Source organism: Vibrio sp. 10N.247.311.13, from assembly GCF_041467595.1.
GTDB classification, from domain to species: Bacteria; Pseudomonadota; Gammaproteobacteria; order Enterobacterales; family Vibrionaceae; genus Vibrio; species Vibrio crassostreae_C.
Genome location: NZ_JBFSUX010000103.1, coordinates 1 through 6,862, shown reverse-complemented (window position 1 = coordinate 6,862; position 6,862 = coordinate 1). Strand labels below are relative to the sequence as shown.

The window sequence follows — 6,862 nt, the reverse complement described above, 5'->3', positions numbered from 1 at the left end:
ATCTATCGATAATAATCGCGCTGAACGCGCAATTAAACCGCTGGTTATTGGCAGGGAAAATTGGCTATTCTCCAACACACAAACGGTGCTGAGGCGAGCGCGATGCTTTACAGTATCGTCGAGACTGCAAAAGCCAACGGTCTTATCCTCTAAGACTACATGGTCAAGTGCATGAAAGAGCTCGCGAAAGCAGAGCCTGATATCGACGCACTTCTACCTTGGACCTCTTCGGGTCAAGTCAAAACAGACCTCAACAATATTGGCTTTGGCCTCGAAACTTACGTTTGGTGCTAACTATGCCATCGGACTCTAATAACATATTTGGGTTCTTTGATGAGTTTGAAGCTTCAGAAGGAGAGTCACAGCAACCCCCTATAGAGCTGTTTCAAGAACCCGTTGAAATTTTATCAACCCTAGATAGTCAGCCAAAGAAGGTACAACAAGAAGTCTTTGTGATAAATAAAAAGCGACATCCACTCACGGTAGTGAATATATGTAGGATCACGTCCTGCATAAGCGATTTATTCAAATTTAAAGAGTGAATTAATATCGCACCATAAAGAAAAAATACTTCAAATACTCCAGAAATGAGCATGGCTGAGCATAGGGATTCTCAGGTTTGATGATACCAATATCAGGTCAGATGGCCGAACACATTTATGGGTACAACCATGAATTTAACGCATCGCTCACTCATGGTTATCGCTATCACTGTTGCTCTTTCTGCGTGGGGTAGTGATGAAACCAGCTCACGTCCTATTAAGCCAGAACCGCTTCAGACATTACCAACAGAGCAAGTTTCAGTATCCATCGGGGACGCGACTCTTTTCGCAAATAGAGAGTCTGTTGTGATCAATACCTTAGCAGGTGACGAGCAACGCGTATCCATTGAAGCGTTTAAAGGAATCACTTACGCCGATCAACAACGTTTTCAGCACAGTCACTCCGTCAATTAGAACACAATGCTGATAGCGCTATAGATGCGACACAATTTGGCGCCGTGTGCCCACAGCTTAAAATAACCCAGCAAGAGCAATCTGAAGATTGCTTGAATCTTAATATTTGGCGTCCTTCGGAGATCAATGGTTCAGAGTCATTACCCGTGTATGTCTTTATTCATGGTGGGGACTTTGAATATGGCGCAGGTTCTGATACCGACATTAACGGTGATACCGTCGTGGCTAAAAGATACCATTCGATATACGGGTGGCGTTGGCGCTGGAAAGGCGAACCTCGATATTTTCAAAGAGTTCAGTATAGGTGCGTCGTACAACAAAACGATTCAATTCGGCACAAAAACCTCGGGAGTCGCTGCGCTTCAGCAGCTCGAGTTTCGAGTGGCAAACACACCATTGATGCTGGGTGTGAAACAGATTATTGGCCAGAGCTCGGTAGAGTTTGAGACCAGTAATGAAGATGTGAATAACGCTATCAATGGCGTTATTCAATATTTTATGGGCGAAAGCTCGGTGACCTCTGGGCTGGGTGTTGTCGCGGAATACGATAATGCGATTGATAATCGTTGGACCGTTTCTGCGTTTTATGGCCTGGATAAAGCGACAGTAGAGGGCAGTCTGTCAGACGATGAAAGTGTCGATGCGTATGGTGCTGGATTTCGCTATCAGATAGCTTGCCGATATGGGTTACACATGGGGGTAGACCTCGCTTTTAGTGACGTTGACAGCGCGTTTTATATAACGGTTGGCAGTGGATTCTAATGATGGAAAGGTGGGTGTTAGTCAATCGATTGATTTTTCTACATGCAGCATAGTTTTCATAGCAATCATGAACTAATATTCTTTTACAACAAACATAACAGGTATCAATATGAAAAATTACGACCCAAATGAATTGGACGCTACGCAAGTATTACTTGATGGTGTCGATACAGATAAACGTTCGACTTTGACTAAGTTAGCGGTTGGGGCTGCGGCACTGCCTTTTGCCTCTGTTTTACATGCAGCCCCTGAAAAACTGGTTGGCCAAAACATCAAACTGATGCCTAACGAGAAAGGGCCATTTGATATCGTTATCGAAAATGGCCGTGTTGTTGATCCTGAAACTGGACTCGACGCAATTCGTCACGTCGGTATTAAAGGTAAGCGTATTGCTGCAATCTCAGACAAAAAGCTGCAAGGCAAAACAATCATCGATGCTGAAGGTCTCGTGGTTGCACCTGGCTTTATCGATATGCACGCTCACGGACAACAACTTCCTGCTGCCCGTGCTCAAGCATTCGATGGCGTAACCACCGCTCTTGAGATGGAATCTGGTCTATTCCCAATCGGAACGTACTACGATATTACTGCTGCTGAAGGTCGCCCGATTAATTACGGCGCTTCTGTAGCATGGACTTACGCTCGTATTCAAGCAAAAGAACCTACGATGCCTGCTCCTGATGGTACGATTGTTTGGTTCCAGAAAGCTTTTTCTAAAAACAATTGGCAAAATACCCTAGCAACCCCAGATGAATTAAAACAAATTCTGGGCTCGGTTGAGCAAGGTCTTAAAGAGGGGGGCTTAGGCATTGGTATTAACGCGGGTTACGCACCAGGTTATGGCCACAAAGAGTACTATGATCTTGCTAAACTAGCAAAACGCTATGAAGTACCAACTTACACTCACGTTCGTTATCTAAACAGCGCAGAGCCAAAATCAAGCTTTGAAGCATACCAAGAACTCATTAGCCTGTCGGCGACAACGGGTGCACACATGCACATTTGTCACCTCAACAGCACGTCAGTACAAGATATCGAAGATTGTGCCGATTTAGTTCAATCCGCCATTGATCAAGGTTTAGCCGTTACTACTGAAGCTTATCCTTATGGTGCTGGCTCTTCCGTTATTGGCGCAGAAGTTTTCCGTGGTGACGATTGGTTACAACGTTGGGGTGTACCAAGCGCTAGCTACATGGAAGCGAATGGTAAAGCACTAAACCAAGAAAAAGTCACTGAACTACAAGCATCAGCGCCCGGTACCGTGGTTGTCATGCACTTCTTAAAACCCGATGAGAACAAAGAAGATCGCGCTAAAATGGACCGTTCAGTATTGTTCCCAGGTGCAGCTATCGCTTCAGATGCAATGCCTTGGATGGATGATAAAGGCGTATTAATTGAAGGTGATGTATGGCCACTTCCAAGCAACGCAATAGCTCACCCTCGCTCACTTGCTTGTTTCTCTCGTTTTATTGAAAAATATGTCGAGGAATACAAAGCGGTAACACTAGTAGAAGCGATGGAAAGAACTAGCTTAAACGCATGTCGTATTCTTGAGGATGCTGTGCCACAAATGGCAAATAAAGGTCGTATTCAAGTAGGTAAAGATGCTGATTTAGCTATTTTCAAACTTGATGAAGTAAAAGCCGTTGCAACATTTGATAAACCAAATGCCCTTTCTACAGGCATGAAATACGTACTTGTAAACGGGACACCTATCATTGAAGCTGGTGAAATGTTGTTAGATTCAAACCCAGGTGAAGCGGTTCGCAACAAAGTTACTGGCTAAGTTATCCTGACTTAAAAGGTTGGGCATTAGCTCAACCTTTTTTATTGCTTACCGAGTAAATATAGACAACGAAAATCGAAAGAGAGCATGCTATGAGCAAGAAGCCTATTCCAGTAACAATTTTAGCCGGATTTTTAGGAGCAGGGAAAACGACCCTACTAAACCATATATTAACCAATGCAAATGGAATGCGCATGGCTGTGATCGTCAATGATTTTGGATCAATCAATGTTGATGCGGAGTTAGTTAAATCTGAAAGTGAAAATATGATCAGCCTAGAGAATGGCTGTATCTGTTGTAACCTTGCAGAAGGACTAGTCGTTTCGGTAATGCGTTTACTCGCATTAGAGGAACGCCCAGACCATATTATTGTTGAAACTTCAGGTATCGCAGAACCCAAAGAAGTGGCACTTCAATTTGAAGATCCGGAACTGCAAGCACACGCACCTTTAAATGCAATCGTGACGACGATCGATGCGGAAAACATTTTAGGGCTAGAAGGCCCAATGGAGACGTTGTCGAAGCAGCAAATTCAAGTGGCTGACATTGTTCTGGTTAATAAAGTTGACCTAGTCGATGCTGATAAACTAGAGCAAGTCAAAGCATGGTGCCGAGTACAAGCTCCGTTTGCTAAATTGATTGATATTTCATTCGGCGAAGTGGATTTACCTATCTTATTTGATGCCCCTGAAAGTACGCGCTTTGTCACTAACAAAATAGCGGCTGATCAAAAGGAATGCCAGCACCATGATTGTCATGATGAGCACTGTCATCACGTGAACCATGATTTCGAAACATTCAGCTTTGAAACTGATCAACCACTTAATCTACAAAGTTTGTATCCTCTACTGCAACAGTTTTCAATTGATGCTTATCGCATGAAAGGTATTTTAAATTTAACCGATCGTCCTGATCATCGCTGTGTATTTCAGTGCACGGGCCAGCGAGCCAATGTGACGGTTGGAGATGCATGGGAAGATGATGAATCTCGTTCGTCACGGTTAGTCTTCATTGGACCTAAAGGTGGCCTTGATAAAGAGAGTATGCGTAAAAAACTGAACGCACTGGTGGCGTAGTTAGAACGGAAATGGAGTAGATGGCAAGCCTATCAACCTAGCGCTTGCCTATACCTAGCTTACCTCTGCCTACTTTGCATTGACTCATCCTAAGCATCCTTATCTTATTGAATTATTGGCTACTTTCGATTCTATTCGGTTTTTCCAAATCCATATTGCTCATTCCCCTCGCCATCTGAAACAAAATAGTCTTATCGATTTTCGAGACTCTGTTCATCAGTACCTTCTCAGAATCGGTTAACGTCAAAAAGCAGATAAAGACTCAATCGTGGGTTATTGGGGCGTGTTGATCAGCGATTGTTAGCTCGATGGTTAGTCCTCAATGATGGAATCAAAATGACGACTAAATATAGAATAAACCATGATTTGTCCCGCCATAATCGCGCCAAACATCAGCAAGGCGGACAGACCAATATTCGGAATGGGTAAAATGGAGGTCGCAAAGAAGGACTCACTTGCTCCGACAATGATTCGACTACCGGGGACAAGAATGATGATCCCTTGAATAATGTATATGAGTGGTGGAACGTGACGCAATTTTCCCATCCCCAACCCGTAAAGCGTAATGAGTATTGTGCTTACCCATGTACCTACAACCCAATCGGAAGTAAACCAATGTGGCCCCCACATGCCAATTGCCGCGACAGGAAGGCCTAAGAGAATTTCTGTCATACTTGCGTTGAAAATAAGGCCAATAGCGACAGAAATCCCGATCAGTGCGGTGACATGAAGAACGAATGGGATTTCATCAATAAATACCGGTACCGATAATGGTTGATTGATTATGTTGGCTAAGCCTAACCCCATAACAATGCCGATGAATATTTTCATTACTATGAGTGCGCTTTGTGCAAGCAGTTCGATACCTGACCGAAAGTCATTGAGAGCAAGACTGGCTAAGCCGTTGGTGACGGTTAACCCAGGAATAAAAAGGACAATGGAAGAAATGCACAGTGCCAATGTTGGTAAGCCGGGAACCTGTGCCGCTATCATACCGGTTAAAAAACTGGCTACTAAGGCGACAAAGAACTCGACAAGAATGCTTCTTGGCCCAGTCAGGAAAATTTGTGCTAGCCAGGCTATAGCGCCCAGAATAATGGATAAACCGACCGCCAGATAAGTACTGCCAACTAACATTAAATAACATGGCGGAAGCAATAAATTGGCAAAGCACAAGGTACGATTCGAGTAGGTTTCTGAACCTTCGTAATGGGAATGAGTCGAAAACCCTTTAAGCGTTGCGACTAAATCACGTAAGTTAACCGAGGGTGGTTTTTTGTTTTCCATCACGACTTTTTGCGTGGGTTGCTCAAAAATAGTGATGACTTTTGTCGGGGTCACATCAATAGAGACATCAATGTTCTGGCGTTTTGCATAAGCTTGAGTGTATTGAGCTACCGAGTAAGGCGCACAACCAGATTGATGTAATCGGTCCGAAAAGCTCAAAATTTCTTGCTGGCATTGTTCGATGTGATTTGTTTGTTTCATTCTGTTTGTTTCTCAATAACCAAGGCGATATATGTTTGAGGGGCATTCTAATTCAATAGTATCCTCATTCAAGCGTAACCAATAGTCGTGTATAGAGGACGGGCCCCTACAAACGAACAAGGCAATGGTTAAAAAGATAGGATTCATTGAATGAGAGGTTATCAGTTTATCGTTGAGGTAAATCAGTCATTGTTGAAGCTGCAACCTCAAAAATAGATCCGCTCACGCAGCTATTTGAAGGCGTAAAACTCCAAATCCATGAGGTGATTGATTTAACTCTGAGGCTTTTAGAAAAGCTCGGTAATGAGTAAAGGAAACTAATATTTAGGAAATGGAAGCCTAAATAAGATTGATGATGAGCGTTAGAATCACAACTAGAATGGAACCGACATAAGCAATTTCAATAATGTTTGAATCAATCCAGTTGCAGTATGCTTGAATTGCTAAACTCAGTTTGTTTTTCATAATGGCCTTTGGAAAATTAACCGAAATCTACTGTAAATAATAGCTTATTATGAGTGAGCTTTGATGACGGTTTCAAAGGTTCCTTAGCGCTAACAGTGTGATTGCGGCGCTCACGTATTAACAATATCGTCCCGTGGGTTCATGGGGCGGATACAGTCGATAAGGTTTAAGAGCAGAAAATTGGGCTAAAAAAGAGCCGCTTATTTGTGGTTCATCGCGGCTTTCCAAGAAGTAGTCGGTATCTCGATACCCATACCCCACTCGCTTGATTAGTTTTATCTTGTTGTTTATCCCTTCTAGGGTGCAGGTGTTTAGCGGATAACTTGCCG

At 43.3% G+C, this 6,862-nt stretch carries 6 protein-coding genes and 2 pseudogenes; 6 read left to right on the top strand and 2 right to left on the bottom strand.

Going from position 1 to position 6,862, the window contains the following annotated elements; genetic code table 11:
* The 6 genes and pseudogenes from AB6E52_RS22525 to AB6E52_RS22500 form a co-directional block, all read left to right on the top strand.
* Positions 1-294, top strand: a pseudogene (locus AB6E52_RS22525) (transposase); the annotation flags it as partial.
* Positions 295-671: 377 nt separating this feature from the next.
* Positions 672-956, top strand: a complete 285-nt coding sequence (locus AB6E52_RS22520) for a hypothetical protein (protein ID WP_017062010.1) — start codon at positions 672-674, stop codon at positions 954-956.
* 44 nt (positions 957-1,000) lie between these two features.
* Positions 1,001-1,123, top strand: a pseudogene (locus AB6E52_RS22515) (carboxylesterase family protein); the annotation flags it as partial.
* Positions 1,083-1,718, top strand: coding sequence for a hypothetical protein (locus AB6E52_RS22510; RefSeq protein WP_102319827.1), 636 nt, complete (start codon positions 1,083-1,085; stop codon positions 1,716-1,718). The pseudogene AB6E52_RS22515 and the gene AB6E52_RS22510, both read left to right, overlap by 41 nt.
* A gap of 109 nt (positions 1,719-1,827) precedes the next feature.
* Positions 1,828-3,504, top strand: a complete 1,677-nt coding sequence (locus tag AB6E52_RS22505) for an amidohydrolase family protein (RefSeq protein WP_102319826.1) — start codon at positions 1,828-1,830, stop codon at positions 3,502-3,504.
* Positions 3,505-3,596: 92 nt separating this feature from the next.
* The gene (locus tag AB6E52_RS22500; RefSeq protein WP_065584640.1) at positions 3,597-4,580 is read left to right on the top strand and encodes a GTP-binding protein; all 984 of its coding nucleotides are present in this window, start codon (positions 3,597-3,599) and stop codon (positions 4,578-4,580) included.
* A 312-nt stretch (positions 4,581-4,892) separates the two neighbouring features.
* On the opposite strand, the gene AB6E52_RS22495 is transcribed toward AB6E52_RS22500, so the two are convergent.
* A complete protein-coding gene (locus tag AB6E52_RS22495) occupies positions 4,893-6,068 on the bottom strand; it encodes a threonine/serine exporter family protein (RefSeq protein WP_017064690.1) in 1,176 nt (391 codons plus the stop codon).
* 582 nt (positions 6,069-6,650) lie between these two features.
* The coding region (locus AB6E52_RS22490; RefSeq protein WP_372189981.1) for a transposase at positions 6,651-6,862 on the bottom strand (212 nt) is incomplete at its 5' end.

Bases quoted from the DNA above. Each gene is read 5' to 3' on its own strand.
- AB6E52_RS22510 (WP_102319827.1), top strand. From the start codon at position 1,083: ATGGTTCAGAGTCATTACCCGTGTATGTCTTTATTCATGGTGGGGACT.
- AB6E52_RS22500 (WP_065584640.1), top strand. From the start codon at position 3,597: ATGAGCAAGAAGCCTATTCCAGTAACAATTTTAGCCGGATTTTTAGGA.
- AB6E52_RS22505 (WP_102319826.1), top strand. From the start codon at position 1,828: ATGAAAAATTACGACCCAAATGAATTGGACGCTACGCAAGTATTACTT.
- AB6E52_RS22520 (WP_017062010.1), top strand. From the start codon at position 672: ATGAATTTAACGCATCGCTCACTCATGGTTATCGCTATCACTGTTGCT.
- AB6E52_RS22495 (WP_017064690.1), bottom strand. From the start codon at position 6,068: ATGAAACAAACAAATCACATCGAACAATGCCAGCAAGAAATTTTGAGC.